Genomic DNA, 18,571 nt, shown 5'->3' with positions numbered 1-18,571 from the left:
CGCGACCCCGAAGGGCCGGCCGCGCGTCTCCGATACGCCGGAAACGCGACGGCGAGCGTGATCTCCCGTCCACAGTCTCCAAGATGCCGCCGTCGAGGTTGATGATCGGTAAACCGGCGAAGACGAATTACGCATTTGTGCGATGCGAAATGAAATTGACCGCAGCGCGAAAAGCAGGCATATTGCATCGCAACATCGCCGAACGGTTGCGACCGCCGACGATGCCGCGAACCGGGGTGGCCGGCCGCGGAACGACCCACTGGAGGAAGCCCCGATGACGTCCGTCGAAGATCTGCAGAAGCTCGCCAAGGAAAACGCCGAGAACGCCCAGAAGGCCTTCGGCACGCTCTCCAAGGGCCTCCAGACCATCGCCACCGAGATGGCCGACTATTCCAAGAAGTCCTTCGAGGAAGGCTCCGCCCTGCTCGAGCAGCTCTCCGGCGCGAAGAGCCTCGACAAGGTCGTCGAGATCCAGTCGGACTACGCCAAGAAGGTCTACGAAGGCCTCGTCGCCCAGTCGACCAAGATCGGCGAGCTCTACACCGACATCGCCAAGGACATCGCCAAGCCCTTCGAGAGCTTCATCCCGAAGAAGTGATCGTCGAGGGCTCTCGCTCTCCGATCCAGCGATCAGAGGTCCGGCCGGCGACGGTCGGGCCTTTTTCGTGTCCGCTCGGGCTCCACCCTGCGCCGTCGCGGCACGGACGATGCATGGCATTTCACGCCCCGATCGGGGGTGACATCGACGGCGGGCCGTTGCGAGTGCGCGGCGATGCCCTACAATGTCGGTGATGTCATCCCCATCTGTACCGGAGCCGCGTCTCCGGGAGGGGCGGCGTTTCAGGACGTCTCACCGGCCTTCGGGCCACGTTCAACCCCTGCCGTATCCGCTCCGGACGAGCGTTCGACGGCGAAGCGATGCGTGTCGAAGAAGCTCATGGCACAGGACCCCCGTCACCCCGGCGAAGACGATCCCGATCTCGGCGTGGTGACGAAGACGCGACCGAAGGTGAAGCGGCCCAGCATGTACCGCGTGCTGCTGCTGAACGACGACTACACGCCGATGGAATTCGTCGTGGCGGTCCTCGAGCGCTTCTTTTCCAAGGGCCGTGAAGAGGCGACCCGCATCATGCTGCACGTCCACCACCACGGTGTGGGGGAGTGCGGCGTCTTCACCTACGAAGTGGCCGAGACCAAGGTCACCCAGGTGATGGACTTCGCCCGCAAGAACCAGCATCCGCTGCAGTGCGTCATGGAAAAGCAGTGAGGTTCCCCACGTGCCGTCCTTCTCGCGCAGCCTGGAAAAGGCCCTTCACAACGCCCTCCATCTCGCCAACGAACGTCATCACGAATACGCCACGCTCGAACACCTCCTGCTGTCGCTGATCGAGGACCAGGATGCCGGCGCCGTCATGCGCGCCTGCAACGTCGATCTCGACATCCTGAAGCGCAACCTCGTCGAATATCTCGACACCGAGCTCGACAATCTCGTCTCCGACGGCGACGACGAGGCCAAGCCCACGGCGGGCTTCCAGCGCGTCATCCAGCGCGCGGTGATCCATGTCCAGTCCTCCGGTCGCGAGGAAGTGACCGGCGCCAACGTGCTCGTCGCCATCTTCGCCGAACGCGAGAGCCATGCGGCCTATTTCCTGCAAGAGCAGGACATGACCCGCTACGACGCGGTCAACTACATCAGCCACGGCATCGCCAAGCGGGCCGGCATGTCGGAGGCGAAGCCTCCTCGCGGAGCGGAGGAAGACATGTCGACCACCGAAAATGCCGCGGAGACCAAGAAGAAGACCGACGCCCTCGAGGCCTATTGCGTCAACCTCAACGAGAAGGCCAAGAAGGGCAAGATCGACCCGCTGATCGGGCGCGATGCCGAGATTTCGCGCACCATCCAGGTGCTCTGCCGCCGCTCCAAGAACAATCCGCTCTATGTCGGCGATCCCGGCGTCGGCAAGACGGCGATCGCCGAAGGTCTCGCCCGCCGCATCGTCGAGGGCGACGTTCCCGCCGTGCTGCTCGGCGCCACGGTCTTCGCCCTCGACATGGGCGCGCTGCTCGCCGGCACCCGCTATCGCGGCGACTTCGAGGAGCGGCTGAAGCAGGTCGTGAAGGAGATCGAGGAATACCCCGGCGCCATCATGTTCATCGACGAGATCCACACGGTGATCGGCGCCGGTGCGACCTCGGGCGGCGCGATGGATGCCTCCAATCTGCTCAAGCCTGCCCTTTCCTCGGGCACCGTGCGCTGCATCGGCTCGACCACCTACAAGGAGTTCCGTCAGTTCTTCGAGAAGGACCGGGCGCTCGTCCGCCGCTTCCAGAAGATCGACGTCAACGAGCCGACCGTTCCCGACGCGATCGAGATCCTCAAGGGGCTCAAGCCCTATTTCGAGGAGCATCACCACGTCCGCTACACCAACGACGCCGTCAAGGCGGCGGTGGAACTGGCGGCACGCTACATCTCCGACCGCAAGCTGCCCGACAAGGCGATCGACGTGATCGACGAGAGCGGCGCGGCGCAGATGCTGGTGCCGGAGCACAAGCGGCGCAAGGTGATCGGCGTCAAGGAGATCGAAGAGACGATCGCCACCATGGCGCGGATCCCGCCGAAGTCGGTCTCCAAGGACGACGCCGAGGTGCTCGCCCATCTCGACGCCAACCTCAAGCGCGTCGTCTACGGTCAGGACAAGGCGATCGAGGCGCTGGCCTCCGCCATCAAGCTCGCCCGTGCGGGCTTACGCGAACCGGAGAAGCCGATCGGCTCCTACCTCTTCGCCGGCCCGACCGGCGTCGGCAAGACGGAAGTCGCCAAGCAACTCGCCACCCTGCTCGGCGTCGAGATGCTGCGCTTCGACATGTCGGAATACATGGAGCGCCACACCGTCAGCCGCCTCATCGGCGCGCCCCCCGGCTACGTCGGATTCGACCAGGGCGGCCTGCTGACCGACGGCATCGACCAGCATCCCCATTGCGTCCTGCTGCTCGACGAGATCGAGAAGGCCCATCCGGACCTCTTCAACATCCTGCTGCAGGTCATGGACCACGGCAGCCTGACCGACCACAACGGCAAGAAGGTCGACTTCCGCAACGTCATTCTGATCATGACGACCAATGCGGGCGCCGCCGATCTCGCCCGTGCGCCGATCGGCTTCAACCGGGTCGAGCGCAAGGGCGACGACACCGAGGCGATCAACCGCCTCTTCACGCCGGAGTTCCGCAACCGTCTCGACGCGGTGGTGACCTTCCAGAACCTGCCGATGGAGGTGATCCGTCAGGTCGTCTCCAAGTTCGTGATGCAGCTCGAGGCGCAGCTCGCCGACCGCAACGTCACCTTCGAGCTCGACCAGGCGTCGACCGACTGGCTCGCCACCCACGGCTACGACCGCCAGATGGGTGCCCGTCCGCTCGGCCGCGTCATTCAGGAGCACATCAAGAAGCCGCTCGCCGACGAGGTCCTCTTCGGCAAGCTGAAGCGCGGCGGCGTGGTCAAGGTGACCGTCGGCCCCGGCGAGGACGGCAAGGACGAGCTGAAGCTCGAGGCCATCCCCTCGGTGACCGCGGTGGCCGCTCCGGCGCCCGAGCCCGAGGTCAAGGCCGGCCGCAAGTCCGCCAAGGCGGCCGCGTCCAAGCCGACTGCGCCCAAGGCCCGCAAGCCGAAGTCCGGCCTGCCGGTCCCGGCCAAGACCCGCGCGGTGGTCAAGAAGGAACCGACCCGGCACTGATCCGGTCTCGCGACGAACGAACGACGGCCCGCCTCACGGCGGGCCGTTTTCGTTTGGGGGCGATTGCGGTCGGGGAGGGCGGTGGCTAGGGGGCGCCGCACATCCCGTTGCCCGGGGATCCGGCCGCCGCCTCCAGCCGATGTGCTCGCACGCGCCCGCGGCCGGGCACGTCTTCCCTTCTCCCCTCCGCGGAAGAAGATGGCCCGCAGGGCCGGATGAGGGGGCTCTTCGACCGGGCGAGGCATCTCGTCGGCCGAGATCCGAGGAGATCGCCCGCTCGACGCAGCGTGTTCCGGGTGCCTCGATCATGCTCGCGGCGTCGATCGGCCGTACTTGACGACGTTCATGATTTGTTCGATTATACAGAGCATCGAAAACGATGTTCGGAGGTCGCGGTTCGTGGGAGGTGGCCGTCATCCGACGGTTCATCGGGCGTCGGCGCCAGGCTCCCGGCGTCTGGCGGCAGACGGGTTCATGGCGCGGCGCGCTGCGGGAGAGGGCTCCGCTCTCGCCCTGCGTGAACGCATCGCCGTGGTCAGACGGCCTCGCCCGTCGATCGAACGGGGCGGGCGTCCGGTTGCGTCCGGCATCGACGGACCGACCCGACACACGGTCGGTCTGACAAAAGAACGAAAACGAGGAGAGACACATGATCGATCATCTGGGCTTCCCGGTCGCGGATCTGGCGCGGTCGCGTGCCTTCTACGAGACGGCGCTGGCGCCGCTCGGCTACGGCGTCATCATGGCGGTGAGCGCGGAAGAGACCGGCGGAGCGGCCCATGTCGGCTTCGGCGCCGACGGCAAGCCGGACTTCTGGCTCTCCTCGGGCGGCGCGATCGCCGGCTGCATCCACGTCGCCTTCGCCGCGCCCGACCGCGCCACCGTGACGGCCTTCCATGCCGCCGCCCTCGCCGCCGGCGGTATCGACAACGGCGGCCCCGGTCTGCGTCCGCACTACCATCCGAACTACTGGGGCGCCTTCGTGCTCGACCCCGACGGCCACAACATCGAAGCGGTCTGCCATCTGCCCGAGTGAGGGGGGGCGAAGGAGGAGAGACGCCGCACCGCCGGTCCGCCCTTGCGCCACCCGATCGCGGGGAGCCGTGCGGCCCGGGTGTCTCGCGATCCCGCACGACCGAGCGCCGTTCCCTTCGGCGCCGGTCGCGCCCTCGGTTCCGTTCGCCGGGCTCGATGACACCGCCCGCGAGGTTTCGCCGCCGCCCGTGATGCCTCGCCGCCGGCGCCGTTCGGCTGGCGACCTTGCACGGCGGATCGGCGGACGACGCTGCGCGGGCCATGCGGCGGCATGCTAGGCTCGCGTCTCTTCGTCGCTCCCAGCAAGCCGCCGGACCCCGCCTGCCCATGTCGCCGCCCGCATCGCCCGAGCATCCCGAACCCGAAGACGGCGCCCCCGCTGCCGGTCCGTCCGCGGAGACCGCCTCCGCCACGACCTCGCGCGCGTCCCCCCCGTCGTCGCCGGAGGGCACCCCCGAGGTCGAGCGCTCGGCGCTGGGCTGGTTCTTCGCCGGCCAACGCCGGTTCTTCTCGCTGCCGGCCTTCATCCTGATGATGGCCTTCATCGGCTTCGGCGGTCTGGCGCAAGCCTCGGGGCTGACGCTGGCGCAGACGGTCGGTCTCGTCGGCTTCGTCTGGGCGCTGCCGTCGGCGATCGTGGTGGTCGGTGCCGTCCATTCCGGCATGTCGCTCGTCGCCACCATGTTCGCCGTCGCGCTCTCCGCGGCGCGGCTGATGCCGATGACGATGTCGCTGATGCCGGTGGTGCGCGACGAGAAGACGCCGCGCTGGGTGCTCTATTTCCTGTCGCACTTCGTCGCCATCACCGCCTGGGTCTTCGGCATGACGACGCTGCCGAGCCTGCCGCGCGCCGGGCGGGCGCCGTTCTTCGCCGGCTTCGCGATCACCCTGACCTCGGCCGGCATGGTGGTCGGCGCGGCCTCTTGGATCGCTTCGGCCGAACTGCCGCCGCTCGCCGCCGCCGCGCTCGTACTGCTGACGCCGCTCTATTTCGCCCTGTCGCTGTGGCGCGCCGCGGTGAAGGCGCCGACCGATCGGCTGGCGCTGGTCTTCGGCGCCCTCGTCGCCCCGGTGATGCAGACGATCGCCCCGTCGATCGACCTCCTGCTCACCGGCGTCGTCGGCGGCGGGCTGGCGCTCGTCGGTGGTCGCATCCTCGCGCGTCGTGCCGAGGCCCGCGTCGCCACCGGCGCCGCCGACATCACCGCCGATCTCGGCCCCGCATCGGAGCCGCATGCCGACGACGACGGGCACGGCGGGCGAGGGGAGGGCTCTCGATGACCGGCTGGCTCGACCTCGGCTTCCGTTCGATCGATGCCTGGTGGTGGCAGTGGACCTTCCTCGCCATCGCCGGCTGGGCGGCGAACGACGTCTGGCGCTTCCTCGGTGTCGCCTTCTCGGGCCGCCTGACCGAGGACAGCCCCTTCTTCACCGCGGTGAAGGCGATCGCCACCGCGCTGGTCGCCGGCGTCGTGGCCAAGCTGATCCTGAGCCCGAGCGGCGAACTCGCTCAGGCGACGCTCGCCCTGCGGCTCGCGGCGCTCGTCGTCGGCTTCACCGCCTTCCGGCTCGGGCGCGATTCGATCGGCCTCGGCGTCGTGGCCGGCGAGGCTGTCTTCGTCGCGGGGCGTCTCCTCGGCTACTGAGGTCTCAGCGCAGCCGCGGTATCAGCGACAGGAGCACGAGAATGATCACCGAGCCGATGGTGGCGCGGATGATCTCGCCGACGATGCCTACGCCGAAGCCGAAGCCGAGGCGCGGCAGGATGTAGCCCGCCACCGCCGCACCGACGATACCGAGCACCGCGTTGCCGATGAAGCCGAAGCCGCCACCGGCGACGATGAGCCCGGCGATCCAGCCGGCGACGGCGCCGACGACGATCCAGACGATGATTCCGATCATGGGCGTCTCCTCCCGTGGGGCTCGTGCGCGCGGCGGATCACTCCGCCAGGGCCGCGCGGATCTTCTCGGCGTGCGCGGCGAGAATCTGCTGGTCTGCGAAGGGGCGCGGCATCTTGCGCGGCGAATCGGCCGCCTGACGCGGCATGACGTGGAAATGGAGGTGGAACACCTCCTGCCCGCCGGCCTTCTCCGAGAACTGCTGGATGGTGACGCCGTCGGCGAGGAAGGCGTCTCGCGCCGCGATCGCGATTCGGCGGGTCGTCTCGACGACGGCGGCGAGGTCGGCCGGCGCGACGTCGAGAATGTTGCGCGCCTTGGCCTTCGGGATGATCAGCACGTGGCCGTCGACGGCCGGCATGACGTCCATGAAGGCGAGCGTCGCCGCATCCTCGTAGACCACATGGGCAGGGATCTCCCCGCGCAGGATCTTGGCGAAGACGTTGCTGTCGTCATAACCGGTCATCGGGCGTACTCCTCGGGTTCGTGACGGCGACTGTCGACGGCCCGGCGTTCCGGGTCAAGTCGATCCTGCGCCGCACGCGGCCGGCCGGTCGGCGTAGGGCGACAGCGCCGCCAGTTCCGCGTCGATCGCCTCGGCCTCAGCCCTTTCGCGCTCGAGGAAACGGTCGACGGCGGCGCGAAAGCCCGGGTCGGCGATGAAATGTGCCGAGGTGGTGGCGACCGGCAGATAGCCGCGGGCGATCTTGTGTTCGCCCTGCGCACCGGCCTCGACGCGGGAAAGGCCGTGGTCGATCGCCCATTCGACCGCCTGATGGTAGCAGAGCTCGAAATGCAGGAAGGGCCGCTCCTCGATCGCCCCCCACCAGCGGCCATAGAGCGCGTCGGAGCCGATGAAGTTCAGCGCGCCGGCGATCGGCCGGCTGCCGTCGAAGGCCATCACCAGCAGGCAGCGGTCGGCCATGGTCTCGCCGATCGCCGAGAAGAAGGCGCGGTTGAGATAGGGCCGTCCCCACTTGCGCGCGCCGGTGTCCATGTAGAAGGCGAAGAACGCGTCCCAATGGGCATCGTCGATGTCGCCGCCGGTCAGCGCGACGATGTCGAGCCCGGCCTGCGCCTCGCGCCGTTCGCGCAGGATCTGCTTGCGCTTGCGCCCCATCAGCGTCGACAGGAAGTCGGCATGGTCGCGGTAGCCGCGATTGGGGAAGTGGTACTGCCGATCGCGTCGGAGCGACCAGCCCGCCGCGCGGAAGACGTCGACGTCCTCGGGCGAGAGGAAGGTCGCGTGCGCCGAGGAGAGGCCGCTCTCGCCGACCACCGCCTCGAGGCCGGCGACCAGCACCCGCGCGCCGATGTCGTCGCCGGGCAGACCGAGGAGCCGCGGCCCCGGCACCGGCGTGAAGGGCACCGCAACCTGGAGCTTGGGGTAATAGCGCCCGCCCGCCCGCGTCCACGCCTCCGCCCAGCCGTGGTCGAAGACGTATTCGCCGTAGGAGTGGGTCTTGAGGAAGGCCGGCGCGATGGCCGTCGGCCGACCGTGATCGTCGGCGACGACGAGATGGCGCGGATGCCAGCCGCTCTTGCCGCCGACCGAGCCGGAGGCCTCGAGTGCCTGGAAGAAGTCGAAGGAGAGGAACGGATCGCCCGGCCGTCCGTCGGCGTGCGCGCCGCGGGCAGCCGCCAGCCGGTCCCAGGCCTCGCGGCCGATCTCGGCGACCGAGCCGACCATGCGCACCGCGATGCCGTCGTCCTCTGCCGTCACGCCGAGCCTCCGTCAGCCGCCCTTCGAAACATATGGGTCTTCGTGCCCCGCGCGCCAGTGCCGACGCGCGAAACGAAGAGGGCCGGTCCCTTGCGGAAACCGGCCCTGGAAATCGGCGTCGGGCCTCAGCGGCAGACGCGGCGGAAGTGGATGTCGCCCCAGCGGTCGTGCCACTCCTCGCGCCAGCAGCGGCGCGGTTGGACGACTTCTTCCTCGACGTAGACGCGGCGCGGCGGCGGGCGACGGACGATCACCTCCTCCTCGACCGGTTCGGCCCGGGCGCCGTCGGCGAGCGCGCCGCCCAGGATCAGGCCACCGACCAGACCGACGGCACCCGCCGCGACGGCTGCACCGGCTTCGTCCGCCCGCGCCGGCTTGACCGACGTGGCGGTGGTGGCGAGGAAGGCCGCGGCGACGGCGACCGCGAGAGTGAACGACTTGACGATCATGGCTTCCGACTCCGACGGGAATTTCGGTTCGGCCCCTCGACGGCCTCGGGGCGTTGGAGGAATCATCGCCGCACGATCCGGCGGAAATGCGGCAACCCGCGCGGCTTCGACGGACGCAGCGGCAGGCCCACTCGGGACGACGCGGGGGCCCGGCGCGTGCGTGACGGCACCCGCGGGACGGAAGGGACCGGCGATCAGCGGCAGACGCGCCGCTCGCGAACGTAGCCCCAACGATCGCGCCAGCGTTCGATCCAGCAGCGGCGGACGTGGTGGCGCCGCTCGTAATAGGCCGGCCCGGCGTTCTGGTTGGCGAGTGCGCCGCCGACCACCATGCCGCCGACGAAGCCGACCGCGGCGGCCGCGGCCGCATCGTTGGCCCTCGCCGGCGTGGGCGCCGCAACGGCTCCGGCGAGAAGCGTGGCGGCGACGGTCACCGCCATGGAAACGTTCCTGAGATACATGTCGTCGATCTCTCCCTGCCGATCCCGACCGCCCGTGCAATTCGAGCGTAACATCGCCGATTGCCGTTACGGAAACGTTTTCGTGCCCGTCAGGCGCCGATCGGCGGCAGGAATCCTTCGAAGACGATCTGGTCGGCGTGCCGCGCCGCCTTGGCGACGTCGGCGCCGGTGCGCACCGTCCAGGTGATCACCGGTCGGCCGAAGAGCGCCCGCGCGATCGAGGGCCCGAGCGCCGGCAGGTCGGCGATCGAATAGGAAACGAAGTCCGGCCGGCTCCACGGTGCGTGCAGCAGGTGGGTCAGCGCGAAACGCGTCGCCACCCCCAGCCCGCCGTAGTCGACCGGATCGCGCGCCCGTTCCGCGACGATGCCGTGGGCGAGCCCCGGCATGGCGCGGCGCGCGGCGACGGTGAGGCGCGGGTCGAACGACTTGGTGACGACCGGGCCGGCATAGCCGGCGAGCGCTGCGGCGACCCGCTCGGCGAGCGCCGTGTCGGTCTTCGCCGCGAAGGTCGACTTGAGTTCGATCACCAATCCGACCCGCCCGCCGATCACCGAAAGGAGATCGCCGAGCGAGGGGATGGTGTCGTCGGAGCCGGTCAGGCGAATGGCCCGGAGCTCCGCCATGGTGCGCGCCGCGACCGGGCCGGTCTCGGCCGTCAGCCGGTCGAGCGTGTCGTCGTGGAAGACCACGACCTCGCCGTCGGCCGAGAGCAGCACGTCGCATTCGATCGAATAGCCCCGCTCGACCGCCGCGCGGGCGGCGCCGAGCGAGTTCTCGATCAGGCCGGCCGCCCGGTCGTGGAGACCGCGGTGGGCGATCGGGCGTGCCGTCAGCCAGGCGAAGTCGGGCTTGGTCACGGGACTTCCCCCTCTCAGGCGATCTCGAAGATGCCTTCGATCTCGACCGCGACGCCGAAGGGCAGGGCGGCGACGCCGACCGCCGAACGCGAATGACGGCCCTTGTCGCCGAACACCTCGACCATCAGGTCGGAGGCGCCGTTGACGACCTTGGGGTGATCGCCGAACTCGAGGGTGGAGTTGACGAAGCCGGTCAGCTTGACGACGCGGACGAGCTTCTCGAGATCGCCGGTGGCGGCCTTCACCTGGGCGATCAGGTTGATGGCGCAGAGGCGGGCGGCGGCCCGGCCGGTCTCGACGTCGGCGTCGGCGCCGAGCTTGCCGACGAACTCGATGCCCTTGGCGCCGACGGGGATCTGGCCCGACACGAACAGCAGGTTGCCCGACTTGACGAAGGGCACGTAGTTGGCGGCAGGCAGAGCCGGGGTGGGCAGGTCGATACCGAGTTCGGCGAGGCGGGCGGCGATGGTCATGAACGGTCTCCGAGTTCGGCGGCAATGCCGGGGAGCGCCTTTCTTGGCGGATTCCGCCGTCGCCCGCAATCGTCTCGCGGCATGGCCGCCGCCCGGCGCGCGGTGTATTCGTTCGGCGTCGAATTGCCACGATTGGCCAGCAGGCTCCCCCGAACCGGCTGCCTGCGCGCCGCCTGCCACGAGGACGATCGATGAAGCGCCTCCGCCGCCCGGCTCTCGCCGTGGCCCTGTGTCTTTCCGCCCCCGCCGCCTTCGCCGCCGAGGCGCGCGTCGCGCCCTTCTCGCCGCATCGCGCGATCTACGAGATGAGCCTCGCCGACGCCGGCAAGGGGGACACCATCGGCGCCGTCTCCGGCCGCCTCGTCTACGAGTTCGCGGGCTCCCCCTGCGAGGGCTGGGCCTCGAAGTTCCGCATGGTGACGCGGCTCGAGCCGACGGAAGGCCGGGCGCGGCTGACCGACATCCGCGCCACCGCCTTCGAGGACGCGAACGGTTCCTCCTACGACTTCGTCAACGAGAACTGGGTCGACGGCGTGCCCGTGGAGACCACCAAGGGCCGCGCCCTGCGCAAGGGTGACGCGGTCGAGGTGAAGCTGGCGCAGCCGGGCGAGAAGGGCGTGTCGCTGCCCGCCGCCGTGCGCTTCCCGACCGACCACCTCGCCGCCGTGCTCGACGCCGCCAAGGCAGGCAAGACGATCGCCGAGATCGACCTCTACGACGGTACCGAGAGCGGCGAGAAGCCCTACCGCACGGCGATCGTCATCGGCCGGGAGCAGACCGGCGCCGACGACACCGCCGACGAGCCCGCCGCCGCGAACGATCTGCTGAAGGGTCATCGCCGCTGGCCGATCGACATCGCCTTCTACGACATGTCGAAGGCCGGTGATGCGGCGCAGCTGCCGGACTACCGGCTGAACTTCCTGCTCTACGACAACGGCGTCTCCCGCCGCATGCGCTTCGACTACGGCTCCTTCGTCCTCAAGGGACGGCTGTCGTCGCTCGACGCCTTGCCCGCCGCCGCCTGCCGCTGAGGCGATCGGTCAGGTCTCGCCCGCCGGCTTCGCCTTGGGCTTGGGCGCGAAGACGAGGCCCGGCTCGACCACGCCGGCGCCGAAGCGTTTCGCCAGATCGTCGATCGCCGCTTCCGCCCGCGCCCGCCGGCCGGCCGCCTCGTCGACGAGATCCGGCGGATCGCAGAACTCGATCCCCGTCAGGTCGGAGACGCCGATGCCGATCAGGCGGAAGCGCCGCCCGTCGCATTCCTTGCGCAGCAGGTCGGCGCCGGTGCGGAAGATCCGGTCGGCGAGCGCCGTCGGATCGGCGAGGCGACGGCCGCGGCTGATCGCCTTGAAGTCGGGCGTCTTGAGGCGCAGCTGCACGGTGAAGCCGCCGATCGCATGGGCCTTGAGCCGCCGCGCGACCTTGTCGGAGAGCCGCCACAGGATCTTCTCCAGCGCCACGAAGTCGCCGACGTCGGTGTCGAGCGTGATCTCGTTGGAGATCGACTTGATCTCGTCCGACGGGTCGACCACCCGGGCGTCGCGGCCGAAGGCGAGGTCCTTCAGCCGTTTGCCGAGCACGCCGAAGCGGCGGAAGAGTTCACTCTCGTCGGCGCGGCGGATGTCGGCGATCGTGTGCAGCCCCATGGCCGACAGGGCCTCCGCCGTCGCCTTGCCGACGCCCCAGATGGTGGTGACCGGTCGTGGCGCGAGGAACGCCTCGGTCTCCGCCCGCCCGATCACCGAGAAGCCGCGCGGCTTGTCGAGATCGGAGGCGATCTTGGCGAGGAACTTGTTGTGCGACAGGCCGATCGACACCGAGATGCCGACCTCCTTCTCGACCCGCTTGGCGAAGGCGGCGAGCGACAGCGCCGGTGAGCCGTGGTGGAGCAGCTCGGTGCCGGAGAGATCGAGGAAGGCCTCGTCGATCGACAGCGGCTCGACCAGCGGCGTCAGTTCGCCCATCAGTCTGCGCACCTCGCGGCCGACGCGGGTGTATTTCTCCATGTTGGGCCGGATGACGACCGCCTGCGGACAGCGCTCCAGCGCCTGCCACATCGGCATCGCCGAGCGCACGCCGTGGATGCGGGCGATGTAGCAGGCGGTCGCGACGACGCCGCGCTTGCCGCCGCCGACGATCACCGGCTTGTCGACGAGGCTCGGGTCGTCGCGCTTCTCGATCGAGGCATAGAAGGCGTCGCAATCGACATGGGCGATCGAGAGTGTGCCGAGTTCGTCGTGCTCGATCAGCCGCGGCGAACCGCACTTCGGACAACGCGTCGCCCCCCGTCGCGCGGGCGACAGGCACTCGCGGCAGAAGGCGAGGGGGCGGGGCACGTCCGCCTGATCCTTGAATGTCGTCACGTGTCGATCCGAAGGCCCGAAGCGGGTGGAACGAATCTACCCGCGCCCGGTCGGGGCGGCAATCGCCGGCCTCACCCCGCGAGTGCCGCGACGGCGCGCGTCACCTCGGCCCAGTCGCGGGTGCGGAGCCACGTGCCGCCGACCTGCGGCGCCATGGCGAACCAAGCCGGATCGGCGACGAAATGGACGAGCCGCAGCCGCTCGACGGTGCCGCGGGCAGCCGCCAGATGGTTCGGCCCGTCGTCGACGAAGACGACCTCGAGTGCCTCGCCGCCGACGTCGCGCGCCGCCGCGGCGAGCGTGGCGATCGGTCCGCCCTTCGATCCCTCGTTGGCGATCATCGGGCAGGCGAGACCGAGACGGGAGAGATGCGCCGCGCGGCGTTCGGCCTGCCGCGCCGGCACGTTGGTGAGGAGCACGATGTCGCAGGTCGCGCCGAGTGTCGCGAGTGCGGCGAGGGCGCCGTCGACTGCCGGCTGATTCTCGACCTCGTCGCGGAAGAAGCAGTCGATCAGCTCCTTGACCAGCTCGCCGGCGATCGCCTGGCCGCCACCCTCGCGCACCACGTTGCCGGTGATGGCGAAGGAGCGCGGCTCCAACTGGTAGCCGAAACGCGCCACGTAGGCGGAGAGCGGCGCGACGAAACGGAGAACCACCTCGTCGACGTCGACCACCATCAGCGGGCGCCCGTCGGCGCGGAAATCGGCCACGGATCCGAGGAGACGGACGCCGCTCATGAGATGTCGGAGAGGGGATCGAGGGCGTGGCGCGCCGCCGCGATCAGCGTCGGACGCAGCCGCTCGCTCTCGCAGAAGGCGAGGAGTAGGCTCTCGTCCTCGAGGAAATAGGCGAGCACGCCGGCGAGGAAGCCGGGTTCGGCGGCGGCGGCACGCAGGTTCTCCGGCCCGATGCCGCTGACCGCGAGAAACCGGCCGATCGCTTCGGCATCGCCGGCCAGATGCCCGAGTGCCGCGATGGCGATCTCGGCGGCCTTGTCCGGCGTCAGGCCTTCACGACTCGGAAACCTTGGCGAAGATCGCATTTTCCGTCCTTAACAACTTCGGTAGGGTTTCGATGCTAGCGTCGTTTGCAGGGAAAAGCACCGGCGACGATCTCGCCGATGGAGGACCGGAAGGTCCGGGGGTGTGGTGATGGCGAAGACCGTCCTCATCGTGGAGGACAACGAGCTCAACATGAAGCTCTTCCACGATCTTCTCGAGGCGCACGGCTATCGGACGTTGCAGTCGCGCAACGGATTCGATGCGATGGACGTGGCGCGCGCCGATCGCCCCGACCTCATCCTGATGGACATCCAGTTGCCCGAAGTGTCGGGCCTCGAAGTGACCAAGTGGTTGAAGGAGGACGACGAATTGCGATCGATCCCGGTCATCGCGGTCACCGCCTTCGCCATGAAGGGCGACGAGGAGCGCATCCGCCAGGGCGGTTGCGAGGCCTACATTTCCAAGCCCATCTCGGTGGCCAAGTTCCTCGAGACGGTCAAGTCCTACCTCGGTGATGCGTAAGTTCGGTGGATCGAAATGACCGGTCGCGTTCTCGTCGTCGACGACATTCCCGCCAACGTGAAGGTGCTCGAGGCGCGTCTGACCGCCGAGTATTTCGACGTCTCCACCGCCATGTCGGGTGAGGAGGCGCTGGCGAAATGCGCCCAGATGCCGCCGGACATCGTGCTGCTCGACGTGATGATGCCGGGCATGGACGGTTTCGAGGTCTGCCGTCGTCTCAAGGCCGACCCGCGCACCATGCACGTGCCGGTCGTCATGGTGACGGCGCTCGATCAGGTCGCCGATCGGGTCAAGGGGCTCGAGGCCGGCGCCGACGACTTCCTGACCAAGCCGGTCTCCGACACCGCGCTCGTCACCCGCGTGAGGAGCCTCGTCCGCCTCAAGGCGCTGACCGACGAACTGCGCCTGCGTGCGCCCGGCAGCCGCGGCCTCGGGCTCGACGACGCCGACGATCCGCGCCTCCTCGCCGAGGTGGCGGAAGGCAACATCCTGCTCGTCGACGATCGCCGCTCCAGCGCCGAACGTCTCGTCGCCGCCTGCAACGGCCGCCATCGCCTGACCATCGAGACCGATCCGCAGCAGGCGCTGTTCCGCGTCGCCGAGAGCGACTTCGACCTGGTGATCGTGTCGCTCGGCCTCGCCAATTTCGACGCGTTGCGTCTCGTGTCGCAGATCCGCGGCCTCGAGCGCACCCGCATGCTGCCGATCCTGCTCCTCGCCGAGCTCGAGGATCGCGCCCGGCTGCTGCGCGGCCTGGAACTCGGGGTCAACGACTATCTCGTCCGCCCGGTCGACCGCCAGGAGCTGCTCGCCCGCGTCGCCACCCAGATCCGCCGCAAGCACTACACCGACCGCCTGCGCGACAGCGTCCAGCAGACCATGGAACTCGCCGTCACCGACGGCCTGACCGGTCTGCACAATCGCCGCTTCATGTCGACGCATCTCGAGCACACGCTGGAGCAGGCCCATCGCCACCAGCGTCAGCTCGCCGTGCTGATCGCCGACATGGACCACTTCAAGGCGGTCAACGACACCTACGGCCACGATGCCGGCGACGCCGTGCTGCGCGATCTCGCCACCCGCATCGAGAGCTCGATCCGCGGCGCCGATCTCGCCTGTCGCTACGGCGGCGAGGAGTTCGTGGTGATCATGCCCGACACCGATCTCGCCTCGGCCCGCGTGGTCGGCGAGCGCATCCGCGAGCGCGTCGCCGGCGAGCCCTTCCGCCTGCCCGACGGCCGCCTGCTGCCGCGCACCATCTCGATCGGCATCGGCGCGCTCGAAAGCGCCCACGACACCGTCGAGACGATCATGAAGCGTGCCGACGCCGGCCTCTACGAGGCCAAGGAAGGCGGTCGCAACCGCGTGGTGCTGCGCGCCGCCTGAGGCGCGGGCACGCCCCGGCTCGGGCGCACGCGGGCCGTGTTAACCTCAACGATTTACGAACATTCGCGAATTCGGCGAGCCGGGAGGCCGTGGGGCTTTGCCGTCGCGGCGGGCTTCGCTAGGGTTTTCCTCGGCCTTCGTCCCGAAAGCCGCGCCCGTCGGCCGCCCCGATCGGCGCCGGCGGACGAAGGTTTCGGAGCCCGACGGCTCGGGATCGCCGCAAACGCCCGGGCAAGTCGGGTCGCGCCGGTCGAGCGACGATCGCGAGTGGCCTCCTCGCCGGTCACCATCGCTCGGCCGGCCCTCCGCCCTTTGCGGGCGGAACGGGCGGCTTCAGAGCCAGCGTCGGGTCAGGAAGGCGGGCAGATCGTCGCGCAGCACCGCGCGTTCGGCCGCGGTCGCGGCTTCGTGGCGGCGGGCGGGGCGCTCGGTCTTCTCGGTGCGTTCCGCTGCGCGGGCGCGCGGACGTCCGACGGCGGGGGCGGCTTCGCGATCGCGCTGCTGAATCTGCTCGACGAGCGAGCGGAACCCGGTCGTGTCATTGGCCATCACGCGTCCTCCGGCGACGAGAGGCGCACCATACACCCCTCGCGCGCCTTGGCAACGGCTCCCGCCGCGCCCTTCCGCCGCGTTTTTGCCCTCTATCCGCCGAAAGACGATCGATCTTCGACATGGATCGGCCCCGATCCGGGTGTCGGATGGCGGTCCGGCGCCTTTTGCGCGCAGAGGGAGAGACGACATGAAGACCCTGAAGGACCTTCTCGCGATCGGCACGATCCTGCCCACCCTGCTCGCCACCGGCGCAGGGGCGGGGGTCGCCTCGGCCGGGCAGGGGACGTTCGCAGGCCCCACCGACGGCACGATCCGCGTCGCCCAGGCGACGAGGCCCGAGGAAGATCCCCTGAAGCGTCCGCCCGCCTCCGGTGGTGCGCAGCGCCCTGCCGCCCCGCCGCCGCCCGCCCGCGTCGAGCCGCCGCGTCCGCCGGCCGCGCCCCACGTGGCGCCGCCCGCGCCGTCGCGCCCGCCGGCGAGTGCCCCGGTGATGCGCGAGCCCCCGCCGCAGCGCCCTGCCGCCCCGCCACCCCAGATCGAACATCGCGCGCCGCCGCCGGCCCCCACCCGTGTCGCCCCGCCGCCGGTTCACGTGGCCCCGCCTCCGGTTCACGTGGCTCCGCCACCGGTTCACGTGGCTCCGCCGCCCGCTCACGTCGCGCCGACCGCGCCGACCGCACCGAAGATCGAACGCCCCGCCGCGCCGACCGCCCCGTCGGTCGCACCCAGCGGTTCGGCTCCGGTGGTGCGTCCCGCCGCCCCGCCGCCGAGTGGTCAGGCTCCGGTCGTGCGTCCGCCCGCCGCGCCCGCACCGAGCGGTCAGGCCCCGGTGGTTCGCCCGCCGGCACCGCCGGCCGCTGCGGCTCCCGCGCCCGCCGCGCCCTTCGAGGCGCCCACGCCGGGCGGTTCGCGTCCGCCGGCCACGTCCTCGGCCCCGCCGCCGGTTCCGCCGCCCGCGGCTCCCGGTGCTCCCGGCGCCGGCCCCGGTCGTCCGCCGATGCCCGGAACGGGTCCCGGCGTCGCGCCGGTTCCTCCGCAGGTCCAGCCGGTGCCGCCGCAGCCCGGCGCCCAGTTCCAACCCGGTCGTCCCGGTGATCCCGGCCGTCCGCCGCATGCCGAAGGTCCGCGTGGCCCCGGTGTCGGTGGCGTGCTCGGTGCGGCGGCGGCCGGTGCCGCGGTCGGTGTCGTCGGCGGCGTGCTCATGGGCAGCGGTGGTCAGGCCCAGGGCCTCGACGACGTCCGTCGCCAGCGCCGCGAGGTCGACCGCGACGGCGCGACCTTCTACTCGGAGCCCGACGGCCGCGTCATCGTGCGTGATCGCGGCGGCCTCTACCTGCGTCACGACGAGACCGCGCGCTTCCGCGACTTCGGCGGCTCGAGCACGGTCGAACGGCGTGGCGACGAGACCGTGTCGGTCTGGGTACGGCCCGACGGCGTGCGCATCGTCACCGTCACCGATGTCGACGGCCGCCTGATCCGCCGCGTCCGCGAATGGCCGGACGGCCGTCGCGAGGTGCTGATCGACGACGGCTTCCGTCCGCGCGGTCCCGGCTTCCGCGAGGAGATCGTGGTCCTGCCGCCGCCGCCGGTGCCGCGCGAGCGTTGGGTGATCGAATCGGATCGCGCCGACGAACGGTTGATCGAGGAGACGCTCGAAGCCCCGCCGCTCGGCCCGCTGCCGCGCCGCTACACGCTCGACGAGGTCCGCTCGAGCCGCGATCTGCGGGCCTACATGCCGGCGATCGACGTCGACACGATCACCTTCCCGACCGGCGCCTGGACCGTCGAGCCGGAGGAGATCGGCCGGCTGGCGCGGATCGCCCGCGGCATCACGCGCGCGCTCGCCCGCAACCCGGACGAGATCTTCCTGGTCGAGGGCCATACCGACCTGGTCGGCAACGACGTCGACAACCTGTCGCTGTCGGATCGCCGCGCCCAGGCGGTCGCCGCGGTGCTCACCCGCGACTTCTCGATCCCGGCGGAGAATCTGGTGACCCAGGGCTACGGCGCCCAGTTCCCCAAGGAGATGACCGACGGTCCGTCGCAGATCAACCGCCGCGTCACCGTCCGCCGCATCACGCCGCTGATCGACGCCGGCGCCGCGCACTGAGCGACG

21 protein-coding genes are annotated in these 18,571 nt (G+C 70.1%); 10 read left to right on the top strand and 11 right to left on the bottom strand.

What is annotated here, in order from left to right:
• Window positions 1-274 precede the first annotated feature (274 nt).
• From ACT53U_RS05220 to ACT53U_RS05195, 6 genes are all read left to right on the top strand, one after another.
• Window positions 275-598: a phasin family protein gene (locus ACT53U_RS05220; RefSeq protein ID WP_476153347.1), complete on the top strand. Its 324-nt coding sequence runs from the start codon at window positions 275-277 to the stop codon at window positions 596-598.
• A gap of 339 nt (window positions 599-937) precedes the next feature.
• Window positions 938-1,267, top strand: a complete 330-nt coding sequence (gene clpS, locus ACT53U_RS05215; RefSeq protein WP_476138139.1) for an ATP-dependent Clp protease adapter ClpS — start codon at window positions 938-940, stop codon at window positions 1,265-1,267.
• Between the two features lie 10 nt (window positions 1,268-1,277).
• A complete protein-coding gene (gene clpA, locus ACT53U_RS05210) occupies window positions 1,278-3,731 on the top strand; it encodes an ATP-dependent Clp protease ATP-binding subunit ClpA (RefSeq protein WP_476153345.1) in 2,454 nt (817 codons plus the stop codon).
• 649 nt (window positions 3,732-4,380) lie between these two features.
• The gene (locus ACT53U_RS05205; protein WP_476153343.1) at window positions 4,381-4,767 is read left to right on the top strand and encodes a VOC family protein; all 387 of its coding nucleotides are present in this window, start codon (window positions 4,381-4,383) and stop codon (window positions 4,765-4,767) included.
• A 326-nt stretch (window positions 4,768-5,093) separates the two neighbouring features.
• Window positions 5,094-6,047 carry an AzlC family ABC transporter permease gene (locus ACT53U_RS05200; RefSeq protein ID WP_476153341.1) on the top strand — a complete coding sequence of 318 codons (954 nt, stop codon included), beginning with the start codon at window positions 5,094-5,096 and terminating at the stop codon, window positions 6,045-6,047.
• Complete coding sequence (locus tag ACT53U_RS05195; protein ID WP_476153339.1) at window positions 6,044-6,412, top strand: AzlD domain-containing protein; 369 nt, start codon at window positions 6,044-6,046, stop codon at window positions 6,410-6,412. Before ACT53U_RS05200 ends, ACT53U_RS05195 begins: the two co-directional genes overlap by 4 nt.
• Before the next feature lie 4 nt (window positions 6,413-6,416).
• On the opposite strand, the gene ACT53U_RS05190 is transcribed toward ACT53U_RS05195, so the two are convergent.
• The 7 genes from ACT53U_RS05190 to ACT53U_RS05160 all read right to left on the bottom strand — a co-directional run bounded on the left by ACT53U_RS05190 (window position 6,417) and on the right by ACT53U_RS05160 (window position 10,631).
• Window positions 6,417-6,668 (bottom strand): GlsB/YeaQ/YmgE family stress response membrane protein, encoded by a 252-nt coding sequence (locus tag ACT53U_RS05190; protein WP_476153337.1) that lies wholly within the window; start codon window positions 6,666-6,668, stop codon window positions 6,417-6,419.
• 37 nt (window positions 6,669-6,705) lie between these two features.
• Window positions 6,706-7,131, bottom strand: a complete 426-nt coding sequence (locus ACT53U_RS05185; protein ID WP_476153335.1) for an HIT family protein — start codon at window positions 7,129-7,131, stop codon at window positions 6,706-6,708.
• Window positions 7,132-7,185: 54 nt separating this feature from the next.
• Entirely contained in the window at window positions 7,186-8,355 is a 1,170-nt protein-coding gene (locus tag ACT53U_RS05180; RefSeq protein ID WP_476153995.1) for a GNAT family N-acetyltransferase, read from the bottom strand.
• Window positions 8,356-8,513: 158 nt separating this feature from the next.
• Window positions 8,514-8,837: a hypothetical protein gene (locus tag ACT53U_RS05175; protein WP_476153333.1), complete on the bottom strand. Its 324-nt coding sequence runs from the start codon at window positions 8,835-8,837 to the stop codon at window positions 8,514-8,516.
• Window positions 8,838-9,031: 194 nt separating this feature from the next.
• Window positions 9,032-9,298, bottom strand: a complete 267-nt coding sequence (locus tag ACT53U_RS05170; protein ID WP_476153331.1) for a hypothetical protein — start codon at window positions 9,296-9,298, stop codon at window positions 9,032-9,034.
• Between the two features lie 89 nt (window positions 9,299-9,387).
• Window positions 9,388-10,158, bottom strand: coding sequence for a glycerophosphodiester phosphodiesterase family protein (locus tag ACT53U_RS05165; RefSeq protein ID WP_476153329.1), 771 nt, complete (start codon window positions 10,156-10,158; stop codon window positions 9,388-9,390).
• Window positions 10,159-10,172: 14 nt separating this feature from the next.
• Window positions 10,173-10,631: a RidA family protein gene (locus tag ACT53U_RS05160; RefSeq protein WP_476153327.1), complete on the bottom strand. Its 459-nt coding sequence runs from the start codon at window positions 10,629-10,631 to the stop codon at window positions 10,173-10,175.
• A gap of 191 nt (window positions 10,632-10,822) precedes the next feature.
• On the opposite strand from ACT53U_RS05160, the gene ACT53U_RS05155 reads away from it, so the two are divergent.
• Entirely contained in the window at window positions 10,823-11,662 is an 840-nt protein-coding gene (locus tag ACT53U_RS05155; RefSeq protein WP_476153325.1) for a cell envelope integrity EipB family protein, read from the top strand.
• Between the two features lie 9 nt (window positions 11,663-11,671).
• On the opposite strand, the gene ACT53U_RS05150 is transcribed toward ACT53U_RS05155, so the two are convergent.
• The 3 genes from ACT53U_RS05150 to ACT53U_RS05140 all read right to left on the bottom strand — a co-directional run bounded on the left by ACT53U_RS05150 (window position 11,672) and on the right by ACT53U_RS05140 (window position 14,036).
• Complete coding sequence (locus tag ACT53U_RS05150) at window positions 11,672-12,994, bottom strand: DNA polymerase IV (RefSeq protein ID WP_476153323.1); 1,323 nt, start codon at window positions 12,992-12,994, stop codon at window positions 11,672-11,674.
• Between the two features lie 71 nt (window positions 12,995-13,065).
• Window positions 13,066-13,731: a hypothetical protein gene (locus ACT53U_RS05145; RefSeq protein ID WP_476153321.1), complete on the bottom strand. Its 666-nt coding sequence runs from the start codon at window positions 13,729-13,731 to the stop codon at window positions 13,066-13,068.
• Window positions 13,728-14,036: a DUF3572 domain-containing protein gene (locus tag ACT53U_RS05140; RefSeq protein WP_476153319.1), complete on the bottom strand. Its 309-nt coding sequence runs from the start codon at window positions 14,034-14,036 to the stop codon at window positions 13,728-13,730. The genes ACT53U_RS05145 and ACT53U_RS05140 overlap by 4 nt, the downstream gene beginning before the upstream one ends.
• Before the next feature lie 109 nt (window positions 14,037-14,145).
• Between ACT53U_RS05140 and ACT53U_RS05135 the strand changes: the two genes are divergently transcribed.
• The gene (locus tag ACT53U_RS05135) at window positions 14,146-14,517 is read left to right on the top strand and encodes a response regulator (protein WP_476138124.1); all 372 of its coding nucleotides are present in this window, start codon (window positions 14,146-14,148) and stop codon (window positions 14,515-14,517) included.
• A 15-nt stretch (window positions 14,518-14,532) separates the two neighbouring features.
• Window positions 14,533-15,903 carry a PleD family two-component system response regulator gene (locus ACT53U_RS05130; protein WP_476153317.1) on the top strand — a complete coding sequence of 457 codons (1,371 nt, stop codon included), beginning with the start codon at window positions 14,533-14,535 and terminating at the stop codon, window positions 15,901-15,903.
• A 333-nt stretch (window positions 15,904-16,236) separates the two neighbouring features.
• Here ACT53U_RS05130 and ACT53U_RS05125 read toward each other — a convergent pair whose 3' ends face one another.
• Window positions 16,237-16,452 carry a hypothetical protein gene (locus tag ACT53U_RS05125; RefSeq protein ID WP_476153315.1) on the bottom strand — a complete coding sequence of 72 codons (216 nt, stop codon included), beginning with the start codon at window positions 16,450-16,452 and terminating at the stop codon, window positions 16,237-16,239.
• Window positions 16,453-16,642: 190 nt separating this feature from the next.
• On the opposite strand from ACT53U_RS05125, the gene ACT53U_RS05120 reads away from it, so the two are divergent.
• A complete protein-coding gene (locus ACT53U_RS05120) occupies window positions 16,643-18,565 on the top strand; it encodes an OmpA family protein (RefSeq protein ID WP_476153313.1) in 1,923 nt (640 codons plus the stop codon).
• The last annotated feature ends 6 nt before the right edge of the window (window positions 18,566-18,571 follow it).

The organism is Pinisolibacter sp. DMC19 (assembly GCF_056313985.1).
This window is presented reverse-complemented; position numbering and strand designations above follow the sequence as displayed.

Excerpts from the sequence above, each read along its gene's own strand:
- ACT53U_RS05220 (WP_476153347.1), top strand. The coding sequence starts at position 275 with ATGACGTCCGTCGAAGATCTGCAGAAGCTCGCCAAGGAAAACGCCGAG.
- clpS (WP_476138139.1), top strand. The coding sequence starts at position 938 with ATGGCACAGGACCCCCGTCACCCCGGCGAAGACGATCCCGATCTCGGC.
- ACT53U_RS05205 (WP_476153343.1), top strand. The coding sequence starts at position 4,381 with ATGATCGATCATCTGGGCTTCCCGGTCGCGGATCTGGCGCGGTCGCGT.
- ACT53U_RS05200 (WP_476153341.1), top strand. The coding sequence starts at position 5,094 with ATGTCGCCGCCCGCATCGCCCGAGCATCCCGAACCCGAAGACGGCGCC.
- ACT53U_RS05195 (WP_476153339.1), top strand. The coding sequence starts at position 6,044 with ATGACCGGCTGGCTCGACCTCGGCTTCCGTTCGATCGATGCCTGGTGG.
- ACT53U_RS05190 (WP_476153337.1), bottom strand. The coding sequence starts at position 6,668 with ATGATCGGAATCATCGTCTGGATCGTCGTCGGCGCCGTCGCCGGCTGG.
- ACT53U_RS05185 (WP_476153335.1), bottom strand. The coding sequence starts at position 7,131 with ATGACCGGTTATGACGACAGCAACGTCTTCGCCAAGATCCTGCGCGGG.
- ACT53U_RS05180 (WP_476153995.1), bottom strand. The coding sequence starts at position 8,355 with ATGGTCGGCTCGGTCGCCGAGATCGGCCGCGAGGCCTGGGACCGGCTG.
- ACT53U_RS05175 (WP_476153333.1), bottom strand. The coding sequence starts at position 8,837 with ATGATCGTCAAGTCGTTCACTCTCGCGGTCGCCGTCGCCGCGGCCTTC.
- ACT53U_RS05170 (WP_476153331.1), bottom strand. The coding sequence starts at position 9,298 with ATGTATCTCAGGAACGTTTCCATGGCGGTGACCGTCGCCGCCACGCTT.
- ACT53U_RS05160 (WP_476153327.1), bottom strand. The coding sequence starts at position 10,631 with ATGACCATCGCCGCCCGCCTCGCCGAACTCGGTATCGACCTGCCCACC.
- ACT53U_RS05155 (WP_476153325.1), top strand. The coding sequence starts at position 10,823 with ATGAAGCGCCTCCGCCGCCCGGCTCTCGCCGTGGCCCTGTGTCTTTCC.
- ACT53U_RS05145 (WP_476153321.1), bottom strand. The coding sequence starts at position 13,731 with ATGAGCGGCGTCCGTCTCCTCGGATCCGTGGCCGATTTCCGCGCCGAC.
- ACT53U_RS05140 (WP_476153319.1), bottom strand. The coding sequence starts at position 14,036 with ATGCGATCTTCGCCAAGGTTTCCGAGTCGTGAAGGCCTGACGCCGGAC.
- ACT53U_RS05135 (WP_476138124.1), top strand. The coding sequence starts at position 14,146 with ATGGCGAAGACCGTCCTCATCGTGGAGGACAACGAGCTCAACATGAAG.
- ACT53U_RS05130 (WP_476153317.1), top strand. The coding sequence starts at position 14,533 with ATGACCGGTCGCGTTCTCGTCGTCGACGACATTCCCGCCAACGTGAAG.
- ACT53U_RS05125 (WP_476153315.1), bottom strand. The coding sequence starts at position 16,452 with ATGGCCAATGACACGACCGGGTTCCGCTCGCTCGTCGAGCAGATTCAG.
- ACT53U_RS05120 (WP_476153313.1), top strand. The coding sequence starts at position 16,643 with ATGAAGACCCTGAAGGACCTTCTCGCGATCGGCACGATCCTGCCCACC.